General features: G+C 73.4%; 21 protein-coding genes. 9 read left to right on the top strand and 12 right to left on the bottom strand.

The window, feature by feature from the left end:
- The first annotated feature begins 76 nt into the window (after positions 1-76).
- The 4 genes from TNCT6_RS24610 (at position 77) to TNCT6_RS24595 (ending at position 5,993) form a co-directional block, all read left to right on the top strand.
- Complete coding sequence (locus tag TNCT6_RS24610) at positions 77-1,624, top strand: S8 family serine peptidase (RefSeq protein ID WP_141362226.1); 1,548 nt, start codon at positions 77-79, stop codon at positions 1,622-1,624.
- 91 nt (positions 1,625-1,715) lie between these two features.
- A complete protein-coding gene (locus tag TNCT6_RS24605; protein ID WP_141362224.1) occupies positions 1,716-3,251 on the top strand; it encodes a S8 family serine peptidase in 1,536 nt (511 codons plus the stop codon).
- Positions 3,252-3,288: 37 nt separating this feature from the next.
- Positions 3,289-4,668 (top strand): CoA transferase, encoded by a 1,380-nt coding sequence (locus tag TNCT6_RS24600; protein ID WP_141362222.1) that lies wholly within the window; start codon positions 3,289-3,291, stop codon positions 4,666-4,668.
- Between the two features lie 317 nt (positions 4,669-4,985).
- The gene (locus TNCT6_RS24595; RefSeq protein ID WP_141362220.1) at positions 4,986-5,993 is read left to right on the top strand and encodes a CopD family protein; all 1,008 of its coding nucleotides are present in this window, start codon (positions 4,986-4,988) and stop codon (positions 5,991-5,993) included.
- Positions 5,994-6,027: 34 nt separating this feature from the next.
- On the opposite strand, the gene TNCT6_RS24590 is transcribed toward TNCT6_RS24595, so the two are convergent.
- Positions 6,028-6,738: a VIT family protein gene (locus TNCT6_RS24590; RefSeq protein WP_141362218.1), complete on the bottom strand. Its 711-nt coding sequence runs from the start codon at positions 6,736-6,738 to the stop codon at positions 6,028-6,030.
- A 153-nt stretch (positions 6,739-6,891) separates the two neighbouring features.
- Here TNCT6_RS24590 and TNCT6_RS24585 point away from each other — a divergent pair, with 153 nt between their 5' ends.
- The 4 genes from TNCT6_RS24585 (at position 6,892) to TNCT6_RS24570 (ending at position 9,845) form a co-directional block, all read left to right on the top strand.
- A complete protein-coding gene (locus tag TNCT6_RS24585; RefSeq protein ID WP_141362216.1) occupies positions 6,892-7,878 on the top strand; it encodes a DEDDh family exonuclease in 987 nt (328 codons plus the stop codon).
- 78 nt (positions 7,879-7,956) lie between these two features.
- The gene (locus TNCT6_RS24580; RefSeq protein WP_141362214.1) at positions 7,957-8,190 is read left to right on the top strand and encodes a hypothetical protein; all 234 of its coding nucleotides are present in this window, start codon (positions 7,957-7,959) and stop codon (positions 8,188-8,190) included.
- Positions 8,191-8,239: 49 nt separating this feature from the next.
- A complete protein-coding gene (locus TNCT6_RS24575) occupies positions 8,240-9,031 on the top strand; it encodes an SURF1 family protein (RefSeq protein WP_141362212.1) in 792 nt (263 codons plus the stop codon).
- Between the two features lie 58 nt (positions 9,032-9,089).
- On the top strand, positions 9,090-9,845 hold the full coding sequence (locus TNCT6_RS24570; protein ID WP_141362210.1) for an SDR family oxidoreductase: 756 nt from the start codon (positions 9,090-9,092) through the stop codon (positions 9,843-9,845).
- 36 nt (positions 9,846-9,881) lie between these two features.
- Here TNCT6_RS24570 and amaP read toward each other — a convergent pair whose 3' ends face one another.
- The 8 genes from amaP to TNCT6_RS24530 all read right to left on the bottom strand — a co-directional run bounded on the left by amaP (position 9,882) and on the right by TNCT6_RS24530 (position 15,454).
- Positions 9,882-10,460: an alkaline shock response membrane anchor protein AmaP gene (gene amaP, locus TNCT6_RS24565; protein ID WP_141362208.1), complete on the bottom strand. Its 579-nt coding sequence runs from the start codon at positions 10,458-10,460 to the stop codon at positions 9,882-9,884.
- Positions 10,454-11,143 carry a DUF6286 domain-containing protein gene (locus tag TNCT6_RS24560; protein WP_141362206.1) on the bottom strand — a complete coding sequence of 230 codons (690 nt, stop codon included), beginning with the start codon at positions 11,141-11,143 and terminating at the stop codon, positions 10,454-10,456. The genes amaP and TNCT6_RS24560 overlap by 7 nt, the downstream gene beginning before the upstream one ends.
- Positions 11,140-11,472 (bottom strand): Asp23/Gls24 family envelope stress response protein, encoded by a 333-nt coding sequence (locus tag TNCT6_RS24555; RefSeq protein WP_141366774.1) that lies wholly within the window; start codon positions 11,470-11,472, stop codon positions 11,140-11,142. The genes TNCT6_RS24560 and TNCT6_RS24555 overlap by 4 nt, the downstream gene beginning before the upstream one ends.
- A 48-nt stretch (positions 11,473-11,520) precedes the next feature.
- Positions 11,521-11,706: a hypothetical protein gene (locus TNCT6_RS24550; protein ID WP_141362204.1), complete on the bottom strand. Its 186-nt coding sequence runs from the start codon at positions 11,704-11,706 to the stop codon at positions 11,521-11,523.
- 88 nt (positions 11,707-11,794) lie between these two features.
- Positions 11,795-12,286 carry an Asp23/Gls24 family envelope stress response protein gene (locus TNCT6_RS24545; protein WP_141362202.1) on the bottom strand — a complete coding sequence of 164 codons (492 nt, stop codon included), beginning with the start codon at positions 12,284-12,286 and terminating at the stop codon, positions 11,795-11,797.
- 78 nt (positions 12,287-12,364) lie between these two features.
- On the bottom strand, positions 12,365-13,168 hold the full coding sequence (locus tag TNCT6_RS24540; RefSeq protein ID WP_141362200.1) for an enoyl-CoA hydratase/isomerase family protein: 804 nt from the start codon (positions 13,166-13,168) through the stop codon (positions 12,365-12,367).
- A gap of 130 nt (positions 13,169-13,298) precedes the next feature.
- Positions 13,299-13,520 carry a helix-turn-helix domain-containing protein gene (locus TNCT6_RS24535; RefSeq protein WP_018567695.1) on the bottom strand — a complete coding sequence of 74 codons (222 nt, stop codon included), beginning with the start codon at positions 13,518-13,520 and terminating at the stop codon, positions 13,299-13,301.
- A 335-nt stretch (positions 13,521-13,855) separates the two neighbouring features.
- Positions 13,856-15,454 (bottom strand): ABC-F family ATP-binding cassette domain-containing protein, encoded by a 1,599-nt coding sequence (locus tag TNCT6_RS24530; protein ID WP_141362198.1) that lies wholly within the window; start codon positions 15,452-15,454, stop codon positions 13,856-13,858.
- Between the two features lie 239 nt (positions 15,455-15,693).
- On the opposite strand from TNCT6_RS24530, the gene TNCT6_RS24525 reads away from it, so the two are divergent.
- Positions 15,694-16,107 (top strand): VOC family protein, encoded by a 414-nt coding sequence (locus TNCT6_RS24525; RefSeq protein ID WP_141362196.1) that lies wholly within the window; start codon positions 15,694-15,696, stop codon positions 16,105-16,107.
- Between the two features lie 21 nt (positions 16,108-16,128).
- Here TNCT6_RS24525 and TNCT6_RS24520 read toward each other — a convergent pair whose 3' ends face one another.
- The 3 genes from TNCT6_RS24520 to TNCT6_RS24510 all read right to left on the bottom strand — a co-directional run bounded on the left by TNCT6_RS24520 (position 16,129) and on the right by TNCT6_RS24510 (position 19,887).
- Complete coding sequence (locus TNCT6_RS24520) at positions 16,129-17,526, bottom strand: hypothetical protein (protein WP_253266211.1); 1,398 nt, start codon at positions 17,524-17,526, stop codon at positions 16,129-16,131.
- A gap of 342 nt (positions 17,527-17,868) precedes the next feature.
- Positions 17,869-18,996: an alpha/beta hydrolase gene (locus TNCT6_RS24515; RefSeq protein WP_141362194.1), complete on the bottom strand. Its 1,128-nt coding sequence runs from the start codon at positions 18,994-18,996 to the stop codon at positions 17,869-17,871.
- A gap of 138 nt (positions 18,997-19,134) precedes the next feature.
- A complete protein-coding gene (locus tag TNCT6_RS24510; RefSeq protein ID WP_253266210.1) occupies positions 19,135-19,887 on the bottom strand; it encodes a class II aldolase/adducin family protein in 753 nt (250 codons plus the stop codon).
- Positions 19,888-19,925: the final 38 nt, after the last annotated feature.

Genomic DNA, 19,925 nt, shown 5'->3' with positions numbered 1-19,925 from the left:
GCACCACCCGTCATGTACCTGCCTGCGCTGCCACCTGTGGTCGGGCAGGTCTGCACCCGGATGATGTGGAGACCCCATGGCTCATCTGCGTTCCAGACGCCGCCTCGCCCTGGCCGTACCGGTCGCGCTGTCGCTGACCGCGTCACTCGGCTTCCTGCCCTCGGCGGCGTCGGCGGCGCCCCGAGCGGCCTCGGCGGCGCAGGCGAAGGACGCGCCGACTATGGCTTACGTCGTCAACACCAAGACGGACCGTCACACGATCGCCCAGGTGCAACGGTCGATCACCGCGGCCGGCGGCACCATCGTGATGACGTACGACCAGATCGGCGTCATCGTGGCCCGCTCCGCGAACCCGGACTTCGGCAGGACCGTCCGCAAGGCCCATGGAGTCGACTCGGCGGGTGCCACCCGCACCGCGCCTCTACGCGCGTCCGGGACGACGGACGAGGGCGCGGTGCAGTACCTCTCCGAGACCGAGGTCGCACAGCTGAAGAAGACGGCCAAGGCGTCGAAGACCCCGAAGGGGTCGGTCGCCCAGGAGCCCCTCGAGGCCGAGCAGTGGGACCTGCGGGCCATTGGCGCCGACAAGGCCGCCGCGATCAACCCGGGCAGCCCGAAGGTCACCGTCGCCGTGATCGACACCGGCGTCGACGACACCCACCCGAACCTCGCGCCGAACTTCTCCGCCAAGCAGTCGGCCAGTTGTGTCGGCGGCAAGCCGGACACCTCGCCGGGCGCCTGGCGGCCCGCCAGCCCCGACCACTACCACGGCACGCATGTCGCGGGTGAGATAGCCGCCGCCCGCAACGGGACGGGCGTCGCGGGCGTCGCGCCGGGCGTGAAGGTCTCCGGCATCCGGGTGGCCGAGCCGGACACCGAGCTGTTCTACCCGGAGAGCGTGGTCTGCGCCTTCGTGTTCGCCGCCGACCACGGTGTGCAGGTCACCAACAACAGCTACTACGTGGACCCGTGGCTGTACAACTGCAAGGACGACGCCGACCAGAAGGCCGTCCTCGACGCCGTCGGCCGGGCCCAGCTGTACGCGCAGCGCAAGGGCACCCTGAGCGTGGCCTCCGCGGGCAACTCCAACCACGATCTGGCCGCCAAGTCGATCCTCGACACGTCCAGCCCGAACGACACGACCGCGGTCGACCGCACGATCGACCCGAAGAAGTGCCTGGACGTGCCGGCACAGCTGCCGGGTGTGGTGACGGTCAGCGCCACCGGCGTGCAGACCCTCAAGTCGTACTACTCCAACTACGGCGACGGCGTCATCGACGTCGCGGGACCGGGCGGAGACAAGTACCAGATCCCGGACACCCCGTCGCAGAACGGCCGCATCCTGTCGACCATGCCGGAGGGCCAGTACGGCTTCCTCCAGGGCACGTCGATGGCCGCCCCGCACGTCGCCGGTGTCGCCGCGCTGCTGAAGTCGACCCATCCGAACGCCAAGCCCGCCCAGTTGCTGGCCCTTCTCAAGGCCCAGGCGGACAACCCGGGATGCCCGGTCGAGCCCTACGACCCCGACGGCAACGGCGTCGTCGACTCGTTCTGCAAGGGCAACAAGAACCGCAACGGGTTCTACGGCTCCGGCGTCGTCAACGCGCTCCGCGCGGTCAAGTGACCGGCACGGCCCGTCACTTCCACATACGCCCCCCACGTTTCGCATGCCTGTCGCATGCCGCACCGCAATGGTTCGAAACACTGGAGTTCACATGAGCGTTCGCCTCAACCGGCGTACCGTCACCATCCCGCTCGGCATGGCCGTCGCCTCCGCTCTCGCGTTCCTGCCGAACGTGGCGTCCGCCACCGAGGCCGGTCAGCAGGTGGCCGCCGCGCAGAGCATCTCCGCCGCCGCCGACGGGGACGCGCTGAGCTACGTCGTCAACATCCGTCCCGGCCACAGCTCCGCGGCCGTGCAGAAGGCGATCGGCAAGGCCGGCGGCTCGGTCGTCATCGCCTACGACCAGATCGGCGTCATCGTCGTCCACTCGTCGAACGCCGACTTCGCCAAGGAGATACGCAAGGACAAGGGTGTCGAGTCCGCGGGCTCCACCCGGACCGCTCCGCTGTCCCCGCAGTCGACCACCGAGATGTGGTCGCCGCAGGTGCTCACCGGTGCGGAGCTGGCCGCGGCGACCGAGGCCTCCGCGGCCGACCAGGAGCCGCTCCAGGGGCTCCAGTGGGACCTGCCGATGATCAAGGCGGACAAGGCCCACGAGGTCACCCTGGGCAGCTCCAAGGTCACGGTCGGCGTGATCGACACCGGTGTGGACGACACCCACCCGGACCTCGCCGCCAACTTCAACCGTGCCGCGTCGGTGAACTGCGTGTCGGGCAAGCCGAACACGGCGGACGGCGCCTGGCGGCCGAACAAGGGCGAGAGCGCGCACGGCACGCACGTCGCCGGTGAGATCGCCGCCGCGAAGAACGGCATCGGCATGGTCGGTGTCGCCCCGGGTGTGAAGGTGTCGGGCATCAAGGTGTCGACGCCGGAGGGCTGGTTCTACACCGAGGCCGTGGTGTGCGGCTTCATCTGGGCCGCCGAGCACGGCGTGGACATCACCAACAACAGCTACTACACCGACCCGTGGAACTTCAACTGCGCCGACGACCCCGACCAGAAGGCTCTGGTGGAGGCCGTGTCGCGGGCCACCAAGTACGCGGAGGGCAAGGGCACGGTCAACGTCGCGGCCGCCGGCAACGACAACTGGGACCTCGCCGGGAAGACCATCCTCGACCCGGGCAGCCCGAACGACTCCACCCCCGGTGACCGGGTGATCGACCCGAAGAAGTGCCTGGACATCCCGGCGATGCTGCCGGGCACCGTCACGGTCTCCTCCATCGGCGCCAAGGGCATCAAGTCCTCGTTCTCCAACTACGGCCAGGGCGTCATCGACGTCTCCGCGCCGGGTGGCGACTCGACCGCCTACCAGCGGCCCGACGCCCCCGCCACCAGCGGCCTGATCCTGGGCACGCTGCCGGGCGGCCAGTACGGCTACATGGCCGGCACCTCGATGGCCTCGCCGCACGTCGCCGCCGTCGCCGCGCTCATCAAGTCGACCCACCCGCAGGCCAAGCCGAACCAGGTGAAGGCGCTGCTGGCCCAGGGTGCCGACAAGAAGGAGTGCACGACCCCGTACGACATCAACGGCGACGGCAAGATCGACGCCGAGTGCAAGGGCGGCAAGGGCAAGAACTCCTTCTACGGCGAGGGTGTCGTCAACGCCCTCAACGCCGTGACGAAGTAGACACGGCGGATGTCGGCCGGTACCGCATAGTGCGGTCATGACTGACATCACCTACGCGTGGTCCGCGCTGGGCGGCGATCCGGCCCTGCTGTCGCGGGTCACCACCGTGCAACGGGAAGGCGCGCTCCCGGCGCGTCTTCCCGTACGGGAACTGGCACGCACGTGCGTGTGTGCCTGCGCCCTGGCCGCCGCCGAACTGGGAGCGCGGCGGGCGGGGCTCGCCACGGTGCCGACGGTTCGGGGGGACGACGGCGCCGTGGCCACGGCCTTCACGAGCGAGCGGCGTCTGCGGGTGGACGGGAAGGCGCCCGTCTCCTTCGCGCCGCTGTCGCGGTTCTGGCGGACGGCGGACGGCTGGGTGCGCACGCACGCCAACTACCCGCACCACCGAGAGCGGTTGCTCCGGGCGCTGGACGTGCCGGAGGACGTGGACCGGGTCGCGTCCGTACTCGCCGAGCGGTCCGCGCGCGAGGTCGAGGACGCCGTGTTCGCGGCCGGAGGCCTCGCCGTCGCCCTGCGCACTTCCGGGGAATGGGCCGCGCACGAGCAGGGTGCCGCGGTGGCCGCCCGGCCGCTGGTCGAGCGGGAGCGGCCGGACGAGGCACACGCGCGCGTGCTCGCGCCCGTGCCGAGCGCTCCCCTGCTGCCCGCCGCCGGGCTGCGCGTGCTCGACCTGACCCGGGTGCTCGCGGGCCCCGTCGCCACCCGGACACTCGCCCTGCTGGGCGCCGATGTGCTGCGCGTGGACGCGCCGGACCGTCCCGAAGAGGCCGGCCTGCACGCGGACACCGGTTTCGGGAAGCGGTCGGCGGCGCTGGACCTCGCGGCCGACCGGGCCGCCTTCGAGGAGCTGCTCGCGGCGGCGGACGTCGTGGTCACCGGGTACCGGCCCGGCGCCCTGGACCGGTTCGGGCTTTCCGCCGAGGCGCTGGCCGAGCGGCGGCCCGGCCTGGTCGTGGCACAGCTGTCGGCGTGGGGCGGATACGGGCCGTGGGGCGGACGCCGGGGCTTCGACAGCCTCGTACAGGTCGCCACCGGCATCGCCGCGATCGAGGGGTCGCCCGAGCAGCCGGGTGCCCTGCCCGCGCAGGCCCTGGACCACGGCACGGGCTATCTGCTGGCGGCGGCGGTGCTGCGCGCCCTGACCGAGCAGACGCGGGAGGGCGGCACCCGGGTCGTACGGCTGGCCCTGGCGCGCACGGCGTCCTGGCTGACGCGGACCGGCGTCGGACCGGTCCCCGCGACGGACGCCGTGCGGGGCTCCGCGTACGACAGCCCCGACCCCTGGCTCGGCGAGACCACCAGCCCGATCGGCCGCCTGCTCCACGCCCGCCCGCCCGTCGCCTTCACCGGTGCCCCGTCCGGCTGGTCCCGTCCGCCGGGGCCCTGGGGCACGGACGCACCCCACTGGACCTGACCGAAACGGCCGGCAGCCGGGTGGCCGACGGCTTCTCCCCGCGCACCGGGACACCGGGCGGCGGGCGCGTCGGCCGCGATCGCCGCGCGGGTGCCGTCGGGTGCCGCGCGGGTTGCCGTCGGGTGAGGTGACGACGGCGTCCGGCCCGGTCCGCGTCCGGGGCCACCCCGGGGGCACAGGGCACGTGGCAGCGCGCGGCGCCGCGCGTCGCCCGGGACGGGGTGTGCCCAGACACCAGGACCGTACGGGCGGAACCGTGCTCCCCCACTTGGCCTCGCGCGCTTGCCCCGTTCGGGGTCGCTGGCGAAGATCCTTGGGTGACGCTCATACGACCGGCCGCCGGGACGGGGGACGCGCGAGGGACGGGGCGGCGCGGTGCGACGGCCCGGGCCGTCGCCGTCCTCGTTCTGGTGGCGCTCGCCGCACTCATACCCCTGCTGGGTCCGTCCGCCGCCCTGCACGGCACCGGAGAGGCGGCGGCCCCCGGCACCGGCGGCATAGCGGTGCTGCGGACGGTGCTGTTCGCGGCGGTCTGCGTCCCCGTCGGCGAGCTGTTCGTGAACCGGCCGGCCGCCCGCCTGCCCGGGGCCCCGGTCGAACGTCCGCGCAGTTGGGCTCTCCACGCGGCCGCCGCGGGTTTCCTCGCCGCCCTGGGACTCGCTTCCGTGGTGGCCACCGGCAACCTGGTACCGGAGAGCCCGGCCCAGATCGACGTCGGCGGCCTCTACCGGACCCGGGACGGGGCGCTGGCCCTGCTGGAGGTCAACGCCTTCCTCCTCACCGGTCTGTGCGCGCTCTCCCGGCGCCCGGCGACGCAGCTGTGGCCGCTCGCCGCGGTGGTCGTGGCCGAGGCGCTGCGCGCGCACCCCGGGACCGAGAGCACCCCACTCGTCGGCTCCGCGCTGACCGTCGTGCACCTGGTCTGCGGCGCCCTGTGGGCGGGCGGGCTGCTGCACGTGCTGCGCACGCTGCGGCTGTGGCGCGGGGCGGCGGCGGGTGCCGCGCTGCTGGGCCGCTACGCGCGCGTGGCGGCCGCCGCGCTCGCCGGGGTGACCGCGACGGGTGTGTGCAGCACGCTGCGCCGGATGCCGGCGGACACGGTGCTGCACCAGCTGACGGCGACGGCCTACGGCCGCACCCTGCTCGCCAAGGTGATCCTCGTGGCCGGCGTCGCCCTGCTCGCCCTGTGGGCCCGGATCCGGCTGCGGCGGGCACCCGACCCGCTGACCGCCTGCGTCCCCGCGCGGGCCGAGGTCGCCGTCCTCGGCGCGGTCGTCGCGGTGTCGGGGCTGCTGACGGCGCTGCCGCTGCCGATCCGCTGGTGAGCGGAGCCGGCGGGCCCGGTGCGCGAAGGGGGCGTCAGACCCCCACCGCGCCCAGCAGGCTCCCCGCCGCATAGGTCACCGCCATGGCCAGCGCCCCGCCGGCCGCGTTCCGCAGCACCGCCCGGCCCGGCCTGGCCGCGCCCAGCCGGGCGCTGCTCCAGCCGGTGAGGACGAGGGCCGCCAGGACGGACAGCACGGTGACACCCAACCGCCAGGCCGCCGGCGGGAGCACGATCGCCAGCAGGGGGAGCAGCGCGCCCACCGTGAACGCCAGGAAGCTCGCCCCGGCCGCGTGCCACGGGTTGGTCAGCTCGTCCGGGTTGATCCCGAGCTCCACGCTGGCGTGCGCGCGCAGCGCGTCCCGCTCGGTGAGCTGTTCCGCCGCCTCCCTGGCCACGTCACGCGAGAGTCCGCGCGCCTGGAGCAGGTCGGTCAGCTCCCGCAGCTCCACCTCGGGCTGCTCGCGCAGCTCCCGTTTCTCCATCGCCAGCGCGGCCATCTCCGAGTCCCGCTGCGTCGACACCGACACGTACTCCCCCGCCGCCATCGACATCGACCCGGCGAGCAGACCGGCCAGTCCCGCGGTCAGCAGTGCCGAACGGGAGTCCGTCGCACCGGCCACGCCGACGACGAGTCCCGCGGTGGACACGATGCCGTCGTTGGCGCCGAGGACGGCCGCCCGCAGCCAGTTGAGCCGCGAGCCGAGCGCGCCGCCGTGCGGCTCGTCATGCGTTGGTTCCGTCACAGGACGGAGGATCGCACGGTTCGTCCCTCGTGTCCCCGCGCGGTTCCTGATGTCCCGTGAGGCACACCGCCGTTCCCGGGGGAGGCGGTTCGCCGGCTCCGCGGGGCGACCAGTGGGCGAGGCTGTCGGTCGTGGCCCGTATCCTCAGTGACCATGCTCGAAGACCGCACGCTCGCAGGCTTGTCCCCCACACCGTGGCCGGCCGCGTATCCGAAGGGATACGCGGTCGTTGACGTGGAGACCACCGGCCTGGCCCGGGACGACCGCATCATCTCCGCGGCGGTCTACCGGCTGGACGCGCGCGGCGAGGTCGAGGACCACTGGTACACGCTGGTCAACCCCGAGCGGGACCCGGGGCCGGTGTGGATCCACGGCCTGACGAGCGACGCCCTGGAGGGCGCGCCGCTGTTCGCGGACATCGCCGAGGAGTTCGCCGTGCGGCTGGCGGACCGGGTGCTCGTCGCGCACAACGCGGTGTTCGACTGGCAGATGATCGCGCGGGAGTACGCGCGCGCGCAGAGTGAGGCGCCGGTGCGGCAGCGGCTGTGCACCATCGCACTCGCCAAGGAGCTGGACCTGCCCTTGCCCAACCACAAGCTGGAGTCGCTGGCGGCGCACTTCGGCGTCGTGCAGCAGCGGGCGCACCACGCGCTGGACGACGCGCGCGTGCTGGCCGAGGCGTTCCGGCCGAGCCTGCGGGCCGCGGCGGCGGGCGGCATGCGGCTGCCGCTGCTGGAGTGCCGGCCGCTGACGGAGTGGTCGGACCGGCCGGTGCCCCGGCAGCAGTCGGGCGGCAACGGCGGCTATCGCGGGGGCAGTTGGCGCCCCTCGCGCAAGCGACCCGCGTGCCCGTACCCCAACCCGGGTCGCTACGAGGATGGCAAGCGCCTCAAGCAGGGCATGCGGGTGGCCTTCTCCGGCGACACCTCCACCGACCGCGAACTGCTGGAGGACCGGGCCACCGAGGCCGGGCTGCACGTGGCCACCAGCCTGTCCCGGCTGACCAGCCTGCTGGTGACCAACGACCCGGACTCGGGCACGTCGAAGGTGGTCAAGGCGCGGCAGTACGGCACTCCGGTGGTGGACGAGGCGGCGTTCGGGCAGTTGCTCAGGGACGTGGAACCGGCGGAGAGCCGCTGACGGGCGTACGGGTGATTACCGGGCGACTCGCCCACGGTCCGCTCGCCCGCGCCGCGGCGACGGCTCACCCTGTGGCGCATGGCGAGATGTGAAGTATGCGGCAATGACTACGGAATGACCTTCGAGGTGCACGCACAGGGCTCGGTGCACGTCTTCGACTGCTTCGCCTGCGCGATCCACCGCATGGCACCGATCTGCGAGCACTGCCGTGTCCAGATCATCGGCCAGGGCGTCGAGGTCGAGGGCCACTGGTACTGCGGCGCGCACTGCGCCCGCGCCGAGGGGAGGGTCGGGATCGTCGACCGCGTTTGAGGACACCCCTGCCGAAAACACCCCACGGCCGCAGAGGTACCGTCGTGGGGTGTACCGCTTCCTGTTGACCCGCCAGTGGGTGATCCTCACCATCGTCGCGATCGCGCTGATCCCGACGATGATCCGGCTGGGTTTCTGGCAGTTGCACCGCCATGAGCACAAGGTCGCGCTGAACAAGGTGATCGCCGAGTCGCTGGCCGCGCAGCCGGTGCCGGCCGAGTCGCTGACCTCACCCGGCGCGACCGTGAAGCACGCCGACCTGTACCGCAGGGTCACCGCCAAGGGGCACTTCGACACCGCGGACGAGGAGGTCGTGCGCCGCCGCACCAACGACGACGGCGATGTCGGCTACCACGTGCTGACCCCCTTCGTCCTCGAGGACGGCAGGATCCTCCTGGTCAACCGGGGCTGGGTCCCCGCGGACGCCTCGCAGACGGCGTTCCCGGCGATCCCGGCGCCCCCGCGCGGAGAGATCACCGTCACCGGCCGGCTGATGCCCGACGAGACGACCGCGGCGAGCGGCATCAAGGACGTCAAGGGCCTGCCCGACCGCCAGGTGATGCTGATCAGCAGCACGCAGCAGGCCGAGCGGCTCGGGAAGCAGGTCCTCGGCGGCTACGTCCAGCTGACCTCGCCCGCGCCCCAGGGCGGCAGCCCTCAACTGCTGCCCGATCCGGAGCACGGCGACATCGGCCCGCACCTGGCGTACGCCATCCAGTGGTGGCTGTTCACGGCGGGCGTCCCGGTCGGCTGGGTGGTCCTGCTGCGCCGCGAGGCGCGTGAGCGCGCGCAGGCGGCGGTGAAGGAGGCGACGCCGGAGGCGGAACCCGCGGCGGTGTAGCGCGGGACGTCCCCACCGGCCTCGCCCCGCGCCGCGGCGACCGGGCAGGATAGGGGCCATGGATCTTGGACTGAAGGACCGGGTGTACGTCGTCACCGGCGCCACGCGCGGACTGGGCAACGCCACCGCGCGCGAGCTCGTCGCCGACGGCGCGAAGGTGGTCATCACCGGACGGAACGGCGGGCGGGTCGCGGAGGCGGCGGCCGAGCTGGGACCGAACGCGGTCGGGGTGGCCATGGACAACGCGGACGCCGAGGCGCCGGCGCGGCTGATCGCGACGGCGCGGGAGCACTTCGGCGGCTTCCACGGCGTGCTCGTGAGCGTCGGCGGGCCGCCGGCCGGCTTCGTCGCCGACAACACCGACGAGCAGTGGCAGGCCGCGTTCGAGTCGGTGTTCCTCGGCGCGGTGCGGCTCGCCCGCGCGGCGGCGGCCGAGCTGGAGCCGGGCGGGGTCGTCGGGTTCGTGCTGTCCGGGTCCGTGTACGAGCCGATTCCGGGGCTGACGATCTCCAACGGGCTGCGGCCCGGCCTGGCCGGGTTCGCCAAGTCCCTCGCCGACGAGCTGGGACCCCGGGGCATCCGGGTCGTGGGTGTGCTGCCGGGCCGCATCGACACGGACCGCGTGCGCGAGCTGGACGCGCTGTCCGCGGATCCGGGGGCGACACGGGCGGCCGCCGAGTCGCGGGTGCCGCTGCGCAGGTACGGGAGGCCGGAGGAGTTCGGCCGGACGGCGGCCTTCCTGCTGTCGCCCGCGGCGTCCTACGTCACCGGTGTGATGCTGCCGGTGGACGGCGGGGCCCGGCACGGGTTCTGAGCGCGGCGCGGCCGGGACGCCGAGGCCGCGGACGGGTCAGCTCACCCGTTCCGCACGGTGCCCGACCGCCCTCAGCCGCACCTCCGCCGGAAGCGCCGCGAGGCGGGCGGAGTCCCGGGCGTGGGCGAGGGCCTGGCCGGTGAGGTGGTCCAGGGCCGCTCCCGGATCCACGTGGGGTTCCAGGAGGAGCTGCACATGGGTCCTGGGGGCGCCGCGGCGGCCGGTCAGACGGACCTGGGCTCGGGCGACACCGTCCGGCTGCTCGGCGTCCGCGGCCAGGACGCCCTCCAGGGCCCGGCCCCGCAGCAGGGCCGCCTCGCCGTCCCCGGTGTCGACGACCACTTCCCCGAGCCGCCGCCGGCGCACCACCGCGACCAGCCACCACAGAGCCAGCAGCACCAGGACCGCCAGGGCGGCGAGAACGGCGGGCCACCACCAGCCGGCCTCCCGCCACCGTGTCCGCTCGGCGGTGCTCAGCAGGACGTCGTGCCGGCCGCGGTGGATCCACCAGGAGGGCGGCCGTACGCCCAGCGCGACGGCGAGCACCGAACCGCCCACCACCAGCAGCACCAGCCCGGCAAGCCCGGTCAGCACCCGGTTGACGATCCTCAGCACGTCCTCACCCCTTGCCCCTTCCGCCCGGGCCGCGCGACGCGCACCGTCAGGGCGGGCGGCCGGGTCAGGCCCAGCCCCCGGACCGCCTCGGCGAGCACGGTGTCCAGGTCGGCGCGCACCTCCTCCAGCGACCGGAAGTGCGAGACGACGCGTACGTCGGCCCTGCGGCGGCGCAGCCGTACGCGCACCGACCGCACACCGGCGATCTCCATGGCCCGGTCGCGCAGCACCAGCGCCGCGGCCTCCCGGTGCAGCCCGGCCCGTACGTCGGGGTGGGTGCGCCGCATGGGCAGCAGGCGGCGCAGCCCCGGAGTGGCGGCCAGCACGATCAGCCACAGGCCGAGGACCGCGGCGACACTCGCGCCGACGAGCACCCAGGTGTCGTCCAGCGGCCGCTCGGCCAGCTGCCGGGTCAGCTCCCGGCGCCAGCGCAGGCCGGGCCGGCCGGCGCGGACTGCGGCGATGTCGTACAGGAAGGCGCCCGCCACGATCAGGAGCAGCAGCGCGACGATGCCCGCGGGCACCCGGCGCACCGACCAGAAACGGGCGCCGCGGCCGTCCGCGCCCTCCTGGACGGGCGGGGAGCCGTCGGTGTCCGGGGCGGCGGGCCGCCCGAGGGTGTCGTCCTTCTCGAGGACCGGCAGGCGCTGCGTGGTGCCGTCGGAGCCCTGGGGCTCGCTCATCGCGTCCTCCCCTGTGCCGCACCGTAGGCCGGTGCCAGATGCAGCCGTTCCACGCGGACCGCGACCTCCGGCACCTGCATTCCCACCAACGCGCCTACCCGCTCGACAACTTGGCGACGCACCTCACGGCAGGACGCGCCGATGTCGCTCGGGTAGGCGAGGTCGAGGACGATCCGGACGCGGGCGACGTCGTGGCGCACCACCACCGTGGCGTGCGGTGGCGCGGCGTCCGGCGGCAGGTCGCCGAGCGCCTCGCGGGCCGCCCGTGCGGCGATCTTGGCGACGACGCGGTCGGCGATCGTCGTCGCGCCGCGCTCGCCGGGCGGCATGTCGGCCGAGGTGGCGCCCGGCTCGCCGTTCCCACCGCTCACCGCGGGTCACCTCCGGCGGTGGTCACGGGGGCGGAAGAAGTCGCCGAGTTCCAGGTCCCCCTCCAGGAACCGGCCGACGACGAAGCCGACGGCGCCCAGGGCCGCCACCAGCAGGAAGGCACCGAAGCCGCCGAAGTACCCGGCGAAGCCCAGCGCCATACCGGCGATCATGCCGGCCACGGCCATGCTCATTGCGCGCTCCTCAACTCCTCGGCCGTCGCCGGGCCGTCTTCCGGTCGCCCCTCGTCATCGGTCCTTCGCCGGCGTGGTGGCCGGTGCGTCACTGGATGCGGGGCTCGATCTCCTCCTCCTCTTCCTCCGGCAGCTGTACGTCGCTGACGGCGATGTTGACCTCGACGACCTCGAGACCGGTCATCCGCTCCACCGACGCGATCACGTTCTCCCGGACCGCCCGCGCCACCTCGGTGATCGACACGCCGTAGTCGACGACGATCTCCAGGTCGAGTGCGGTCTGCACCTCGCCGACCTCGGCCTTCACACCCCGGGTCACGGACTTCGCACCGCCCGGGACGCGGTCCCGGACGGCCCCGAAGGTCCGGGAGAACCCGCTGCCCATGGCGCTCACCCCGACCACGTCGCGAGCGGCCATCCCGGCGATCTTCTCCACGACCCCGTCGGCGATGGTGGTCCGCCCCCGGGTGGCGGGATCTCCCAGGCCGCGCCGGGTGGCCTGTGCCCTGCGGGTCGCGGTGGTCTCCGGTACTTCCCGCTCGCCCTCGGGGGTCCTCGTCCGGTCCTGTTCCGTGGTCATCGCCGTACGTCCTCTCGGTCGCCGTCCCGAACCACGGTAGGCGTACCGGCCCGATCGCGCGCCCGATGCGGAGCGCCGTCAGTCGCCGGCGCCGGCCAGGTCCCGCAGGCGCCGGGCCTGCGCCTCGCGCTCGGCGGCGCGCTGCTCCTCGTACGACCGTTCCCGGGCACCGCGCAGCAGCGCCTTGGTCTCGACCACGGCGTCACGGGGCGCGGCCAGGAGCGCCGCGGCCAGGTCCCGTACCGTCTCGTCGAGCTGGTCCGCGGGCACGGCGAGGTTCGCCAGCCCGCTGTTCACCGCCTCGGCGGCGCCCATGTACCGGCCGGTGAGGCAGATCTCCAGCGCGCGGGCGTAGCCGACCAGTCCCACCAGCGGATGCGTGCCGGTGAGGTCAGGCACCAGCCCGAGGCTGGTCTCGCGCATGGCGAACTGCACGTCGTCCGCGACGACGCGCAGATCACAGGCCAGCGCGAGCTGGAAGCCCGCCCCGATGGCGTGCCCCTGGACCGCCGCGACGGACACGATGTCGTTGCGGCGCCACCAGGTGAACGCCTCCTGGTATTCGGCGATGGTCGCGTCCAGCTCGACGTCGGAGCCACGCGCGAGGTCGATGAACGACGGCTCGCCGTCGAAGCCCTCGGGCGTGAACGCCTGCCGGTCCAGCCCCGCGGAGAAGGACTTGCCCTCGCCGCGCAGCAGCACGACGCGGACGGAACCCGGCAGCAGCCGACCGGCCTCGGTGAGCGCCCGCCACAGAGCCGGGCTCTGCGCGTTGCGCTTGGCCGGGTTGGTCAGCGTCACCGTGGCGATCGCGTCGTCGACGGTGAGCCGTACGCCGTCCTTGTCGAGTACCGGATCGAGGTCGTGCTCGGGCGAAGCCATGTGCGCCTCCGACGGGTGCGGTCATCGTGGATGCCCTGCGGGCATCATAAGTGACTGCACAGTAACCACCCGGCCGATCGGAGAACCGACCGGGTGGTCACCGCCGAAAGCCGATGGGCCGCCCGCGGTTTCAGGCCGAGGCGGCCTTCTTGCCCCGCGTCGCCCCGCCACGCCCACGGAGCGTGACGCCGGACTCGCTGAGCATCCGATGAACGAAGCCATACGAGCGGCCGGTTTCCTCGGCCAACGCCCGAATGCTCGCACCGGCGTCGTACTTCTTCTTCAGGTCTGCCGCGAGCTTGTCGCGCGCGGCGCCGGTCACCCGGCTGCCCTTCTTCAGAGTCTCGGCCACCCGTGCCTCCTCATGGGAAGTGCGCTCTGGTCCCCTCATGATCACCCCTCCGGGGCCCGATGGCCACCCATTCGGCAAGGTCCGTGAGACCCGCCCGTGACGACAGGAGCACATCCCCACAAGCGGAATCCATGATTCCGCGCCTCGGCGTCCGTACCGCTGATCGGGTTCTTCCGCGAAGTACCTGGTCAGCGACACACTGCGGCCGAGCCCTTGGCACATAAGGGCTCGGCCGCGAAATCGATGAAGGACACACCTCGATACGAGGAGATCTCACGCAGATGATGGATCACCGATGGGCCGAATGATCCATACTCCGTTGATCAGCTGTTCGGTCAAGCGAGGGCGACGAGATCCGCGTAGTCCGCGCCCCACAGGTCCTCGACACCGTCGGGCAGCAGGATGATCCGCTCCGGTTGCAGCGCCTCGACCGCGCCCTCGTCGTGCGTGACGAGGACGACGGCGCCCTTGTAGGTGCGCAGCGCGCCGAGGATCTCCTCGCGGCTGGCCGGGTCGAGGTTGTTGGTGGGCTCGTCGAGCAGCAGGACGTTGGCGGAGGAGACGACCAGGGTCGCCAGCGCCAGGCGGGTCTTCTCGCCGCCGGAGAGGACCCCGGCCGGCTTGTCGACGTCCTCGCCGGAGAACAGGAACGAGCCCAGCACCTTGCGGACCTCGACCAGGTCCATGTCGGGAGCGGCCGAGCGCATGTTCTCCAGCACCGTGCGGTCCGGGTCCAGGGTCTCGTGCTCCTGGGCGTAGTAGCCGAGCTTGAGGCCGTGGCCCTCGACGACCCGGCCGGTGTCGGGTGTCTCCACCCCGCCCAGCAGGCGCAGCAGTGTCGTCTTGCCCGCGCCGTTCAGGCCGAGGATGACGACTCGGGAGCCCTTGTCGATGGCCAGGTCGACGTCGGTGAAGATCTCCAGGGAGCCGTACGACTTCGACAGGCCCTCGGCGGTCAGCGGCGTCTTGCCGCAGGGCGCCGGCTCCGGGAAGCGGAGCTTGGCGACCTTGTCGGACTGGCGGACCGCTTCCAGGCCGCTGAGCAGCTTGTCCGCGCGGCGGGCCATGTTCTGCGCGGCGACCGTCTTGGTGGCCTTGGCGCGCATCTTGTCGGCCTGCGCGTTGAGCGCGGCGGCCTTCTTCTCGGCGTTGGCCCGCTCGCGCTTGCGGCGCTTCTCGTCGGCCTCGCGCTGCTGCTGGTAGAGCTTCCAGCCCATGTTGTAGACGTCGATCTGGGCGCGGTTGGCGTCCAGGTAGAACACCTTGTTGACGACCGTCTCGACCAGGTCGACGTCGTGGGAGATGACGATGAAGCCGCCGCGGTAGGTCTTCAGGTAGTCGCGCAGCCAGATGATCGAGTCGGCGTCGAGGTGGTTGGTGGGCTCGTCGAGGAGCAGGGTGTCGGCGTCGGAGAACAGGATCCGGGCCAACTCGATGCGGCGGCGCTGACCGCCGGAGAGGGTGTGCAGGGGCTGGCCGAGCACCCGGTCGGGCAGGTTGAGCGCGGCGGCGATGGTGGCGGCCTCGGCCTCGGCGGCGTACCCGCCCTTGGTGAGGAACTCGGTCTCCTGGCGCTCGTACTGCTTGAGCGCCTTCTCACGGGTGGAGCCCTTGCCGGTGGCGATGCGCTGCTCGTTCTCGCGCATCCTGCGGATCAGCACGTCCAGGCCGCGCGCGGAGAGGACGCGGTCGCGGGCGAGTACGTCGAGGTCGCCGGTGCGCGGGTCCTGCGGGAGGTAGCCGACCTCACCGGACCGGGTGACGGTGCCGCCGGCGGGGATGCCCTCGCCGGCCAGGACCTTGGTGAGGGTGGTCTTGCCGGCGCCGTTGCGGCCGACCAGTCCGATGCGGTCGCCCTTGGCGACGCGGAAGGTGGCGGACTCGATGAGGACGCGGGCACCGGCGCGCAGCTCGATGCCGGAAGCGGAGATCACGGACAGACTCCAGGGCTGGGGACCCCTGCTCGAAGAGCTGGGGGGAAGGGTGGCGGGTGGGCGGCTGAGGACGTACCCGCCGTCTAATGCACGAGGAGAATGGCCATGGGGGACAGTCTAACGGGGGCGGGCAAGCGCTTTTCCGGGTGTTTGCGCCGGGGCGCTGTCAGTGGCCGGTGCCAGACTGGGCGGCGCACCGGACACCTCGGTGCGAACCGACTCACAGGGAAGTGATCGGCATGGCGGACACGGCCGGCGAACGCCCGAGCATCTACCCGACGCTGCTGTACGCGGACGCCAAGGCGGCCGTCAAGCAGCTGACGGAGGCCTTCGGCTTCACGGAACTGGCGGTGTACGAGGGCGAGGACGGCCTCGTACACCACGCCGAGCTGGTGCAGGGCAACGGCGCGGTGATGCTGGGCTCGAAGGGCCGCGGCGGCCGCTTCGACGAGGCGATGCGCGGCGCGGGGCCCACGGGCGTGTACGTCGTGGTGGACGACGTGGACGCCCACCACCGGCGTGCGGCGGACCACGGCGCGGAGATCCTGATGCCCCCGACCGACCAGGACTACGGCTCCCGGGACTACATGGCCCGGGACGTCGAGGGCAACATCTGGAGCTTCGGCACGTACGCCCCCCGCGTCGAGGGCTGACCGGCCCCGCGGTCCCGGGGGTCAGCTGCCTCCGGTGTGCACCTGGAAGGCCGCCCGGCGGACGGCCTTGGCCAGCGCCGGGTCGGGGTGCGCGGCGGCGAGCGCGACGAGCACCTGCACGGTGCGGGGGTGGCCCACGGTGCGCACCTCGTCGAGCAGCATCGGGACGGTGGGCTGCACCGCGGCCTCCAGATGCCGTACGAGCATCGAGGCCTCGCCGTGGTCGGTGACGGCGGCGGCGGTGTCGACCCACAGCCATGTGGCCTCGTCGCGGGTGAGCACCTCGTGGGCGTCCTCCGCGTCGACGCCGTCGTGCTCGGCGAGCCACAGCAGGGCGTACGGCCTGAGCGCCGGCTCGTCGAGCACGGCGTGCACGTCGGGCTCGGCGGGCGCGCCGACGACCCGCAGCGCCTCGAAGGCGAGTCCGCGCAGCAGGGCGTCCTCCCCGCGTGCGGCGCCGAGCAGCTCGGTGACGGCGCTGCCGACGGGGCGGGCGGCGAGCCAGGCACGGTACTCGGCGCGGGCCGCGTTGGGCCGCAGTTGCGCGCAGCCGCGGAGCATGTCCTCGGCCGACTGCTCGATGTTCCCGGCGGGGCTCTGCGCGGCCACGCAGATCTGCTCCAGCTTCACCCACACCGCCCAGTTCCCGAGCGGGGTGAGTGTGGCCTGCCCGTCCCCGTCGGTCAGCGCCCCCACCGCGGCGAGAGCCCGGAGGGCCCAGCCGAGGAGCGGCGCGAGCGAGGTGCGTTCACCGAGGGCATCGGCCAGTGGGCCTTCCGGCGCCGTGATCGCCGCACTGTCGGGGTCGGAGACCGTGGCCCGGGTGGCAGGGGCCGGCCGGAGGGCGGTCTCCCGGCCGAGGGCGGCGGCGGTCGAGGTGCCAGCGGTCGTGGTGCCGTCCTCGGCCGGGGCTGCCGGACCGGCGGCGGGGTCGTAGGGGACCTCGCAGCGGTCGGTGCGCAGTTCCGTGACGCGCTGGCGGAGGAGGTCGAGGAGCTGCTCGACGGGGACGGGTCCGGCGGAGAGCTGGAGGAAGGACAGGACCTGCGGCATGGCCGAGACGACCTCGGCGACGGCGGCCGCCTCGTGGCCCTCGGGTTCCGGGCAGGCGAGCGACCAGGCGTCGAAGAGGGCCACCCAGCCGCGCAGGACGGCGCTGTCGTCGCGGTTCCAGGCGCGCAGCCGCCAGCCGGGCCGGGCGTTGTCGCCGTGCACCTCGATGAGGCCGGCGAGCCGGGCGGTGTCCCAGTCGGCACGGACCTGAGCGGCGGTCAGGCCCAGATCGTCGGCCGCCCGTTCGGCGGTCGCGTCGGAGAGGGTGGCCTTGTCGTCGGTGGTCGGCCCCCCGCGGCCGGGCCCGAGGGCGGCGTCCGCCCAGCGGGCGAGGCGGGCCGCCCCGGCCAGACGGGAGCGCGCCATTCTGGCCAGCTCCGCGGGTGCCGGAGTGCCCTCCGGGGGGCGCGGGGCGGGGCGGCGCGTGTGCCGCTGGTTCACGGCTGTGGGGGCGGCGGCCAGGGGTCGTGGGCGGACGATGCGAAGCCTGGAGTCGCGCGGGATACGGGACGTCACGGGTGCAGTCTTCCGGTTGACGGTCCGAAAACCCAAACGGAATGTCACGGCAGGCGATGGAGAAGACCAAGGGAGGGTAAAGAGGACTCCGGCAGGGCACCATTTCGGCCGGTTCCGAAAGGGGTCCGAAGCCCCGTCCGCACGCCGGCCCCGAGGCAGGTGGCACGGGACGAAACGGAACCGGGCCCCGCCTCACATCAACGGCGTCAGGAAGCGCCGCAGGGCTTCCTCGTACCCTTCGGGGTCGGCGTTCCACATCGCGCCGTGCGGAGCGTTCGGCACCGTGTGCAGCGCGACCAGGTTGGGACGGCGTTCGGCGAGGCGGCGGGAGAGCTGCCAGGGGGCCACCTGGTCGCCCGGGCCGTGGAAGATCAGCGTCGGTACCGTGAGTCCCTCCGGGTCGGTCGCGTCGGCCGGGCGGTCGCCGTACAGACCGGTGCGCCCCTGCGCGGCGCGCACCGCGAGCGGCAGCAGCGGGCCCGGGGTGTGCCGCGCCCGGGCGAGAGCCCGCAGCGTCACCTCCCAGTTGAGGACCGGGGAGTCCAGCACCAGTCCGGAGATCCGCTCGCGCACCGCCGAGCGGGTGGCGGCGCGCAGCGCCATCGTGGCGCCGGTGGACCAGCCGTGCAGAACGATCCGCTCGGCGCCGTACCGCACGGCGTAGCGGATCGCCGCGTCCAGGTCCCGCCACTCGGTCTCGCCGAGGTGGTTCAGGCCGTCCGGCGGACGGGGCGCGCCGAGGTCGCCGCGGTAGGCGAGGGCCAGCACCGGGAAGTGCCGGCGGTGCAGGAACCCCATGATGTTCATGGGGAGTTCGCGGGTGGCGCCCAGGCCGTGCACCGCGATCACCCAGGCCTCGCGCACTCCGGGCACGAACCACGCGGGCAGGGGGCCCAGTTCGCCCGGTATGTCGACGTCGGCGTGCTCGATGCCGAGGGCGGAGCGCGGGTCGCCGACGTGCAGGTTCGGGGTGAGCCACACCTTGTCGCCGCGGTTCAGGGCGCCGTGGGTGACGCGCTCCAGCCGGCGTACGACGGTGTCGGGCCGGTGCGGGGCGGTGGGCAGGACGGGGCCGACCACCGCGTGGGAGCCGTCGCCGGCCAGGCCGTAGGTGCCCGGGCGCAGGGAGGCCAGGTCCCGGGTGAGGCTGATCTGACCGGCGGCCGTGCCGTGCACGCTGAGCCGGGGTTCGGTGGGCAGGGGCCGGCCCGGAAGCGCCTTGAGCGCGGCGTCGCTGGCGAGCCGGCCAGCGGCGACGCTCGCCGCGCCGGCCGCCAGGGCTGCGGTGACGGCCACGGCCGTCGCTTTGACTGTGGGCACGGCTCCAGTGTCCTGGCGCACCCGGTCACCGGCCAGTGGGACGAAGGGTCGGGATGACATGTCCGCGCGAGTTCCATGGAGAGCGGCGTTCATTCGGGCGGCGCCCGGACACGGGTCCGGCGCCGCCCGCACACGGGGCTACCGTCCCGCGCCGTTCCCGACTCCCTGCCCCGGCTCCCGACCCTGTCCCGGCCCCGACCGCTGCCCCTGCCCCTGCCCCTGCCCCTGCCCCTGCCCCTGCCCAGGCTGTCCGTACGCCCGCAGCCGCTCCCCCGCCTCGGCCAGTTGCTCCGGCGTCAGCAGAGCCGGCGTCAGGCCGGGGACGCTGGACGCCGCCAGCCACACACGGCACATCCACTCCAGCTGGGCCGTACGGTCGTAGGCCAGCTCGAGGGTGGTGCCGTAGGTGACGGTGCCGTGGTTGCGCAGCAGGCAGCCGGTGCGGCCGTCGAGGGCACGCAGCATGTTCCCGGCCAGCTCCTCGGTGCCGTACGTGGCGTACGGGGCCACGCGGACGGGCCCGCCGAGCGCGCCGGCCATGTAGTGGATCAGCGGGAGCTCGGTGACGAGGGTCGAGACGGCCGTCGCGTGCACGGCGTGGGTGTGGACGACGGCGCCCGCTTCGGTGCTGCGGTAGACCGCGAGATGCATGGGCAGTTCGCTGGTCGGCACCAGTGTGCCGAGCACCTGCCGGCCGTCCAGGCCGACGCCGGTGACGTCGTCGTCCGTGAGCCGGTCGTAGGGGACGCCCGAGGGGGTGACCAGCACGGTGTCGCCGACGCGTACGGACACGTTGCCGGAGGTGCCGACGACCAGTCCGTCGGACACCGTGCGGCGGGCCGTCGCGACCAGCGCCCGCCAGGCGCGGGCCGTCTCTCCGAGTTCGGTCATGCGCCGATCCTGCCAGGACACCTCCGCGAGCGATCGCT

It is taken from the genome of Streptomyces sp. 6-11-2, from assembly GCF_006540305.1.
GTDB lineage: Bacteria > Actinomycetota > Actinomycetes > Streptomycetales > Streptomycetaceae > Streptomyces.
Note: the sequence above shows the minus strand (reverse complement) of the source record. Positions and strands in the feature narration are given on the sequence as shown.